Annotated in this window: 2 protein-coding genes; both read right to left on the bottom strand. The window is 46.3% G+C overall.

Annotated features, from left to right (window positions below):
• On the bottom strand, positions 1-395 hold a 395-nt coding region (trmB, locus tag WMO25_RS18775; RefSeq protein WP_349086769.1), incomplete at its 3' end, for a tRNA (guanosine(46)-N7)-methyltransferase TrmB.
• Positions 396-406: 11 nt separating this feature from the next.
• Entirely contained in the window at positions 407-520 is a 114-nt protein-coding gene (locus WMO25_RS18770) for a hypothetical protein (protein ID WP_349086772.1), read from the bottom strand.
• Between the last annotated feature and the right edge of the window lie 9 nt (positions 521-529).

Here is a 529-nt window from a genome sequence, read left to right as displayed (position 1 = left end):
AAACGACGTTTAGCATGGCGATCCTTCGGCCATGGATCTGAGAAATTCAAATAAATCCTGCCTACTTCATTCTCATCAAAAACATCCGCAATCTCTTCCGCATCCATGCGAAGGAAGAAAATATTGTCGCCCTCATATGTATGGTATTTCTCCAAAGCACGCACAAGCACGCTTGAATACTTCTCAATACCAATATAATTAATATCCGGGTTCTGCTGTGCCAGCGTCATGATAAACTGACCTTTACCCATGCCGACTTCAATGTGGATCGGATGGTCATTGCCGAAAAGTTCATGCCAGCGGCCCTTCTGTGCCCGCTGCTCCTCAGGATCATGCAGAACGCATTCATCTGCTGCAATTGTCTCCCTGGAACCTCTTACATTTCTAAGTCTCATAAAAAACCTGCCTATTCGTTGGAATCTCTCTGCACGGCCAGTGCACCTGTACGTGCCATCTCAATGATGCCAAATGGCTGCATCAGCTTGATAAATCGATCGATCTTCGATGTCTTGGCTGTCAGCTCGATGAC

The organism is Coprococcus intestinihominis, from assembly GCF_040096555.1.
GTDB classification, from domain to species: Bacteria; Bacillota; Clostridia; order Lachnospirales; family Lachnospiraceae; genus Coprococcus_A; species Coprococcus_A intestinihominis.
This window is presented reverse-complemented; position numbering and strand designations above follow the sequence as displayed.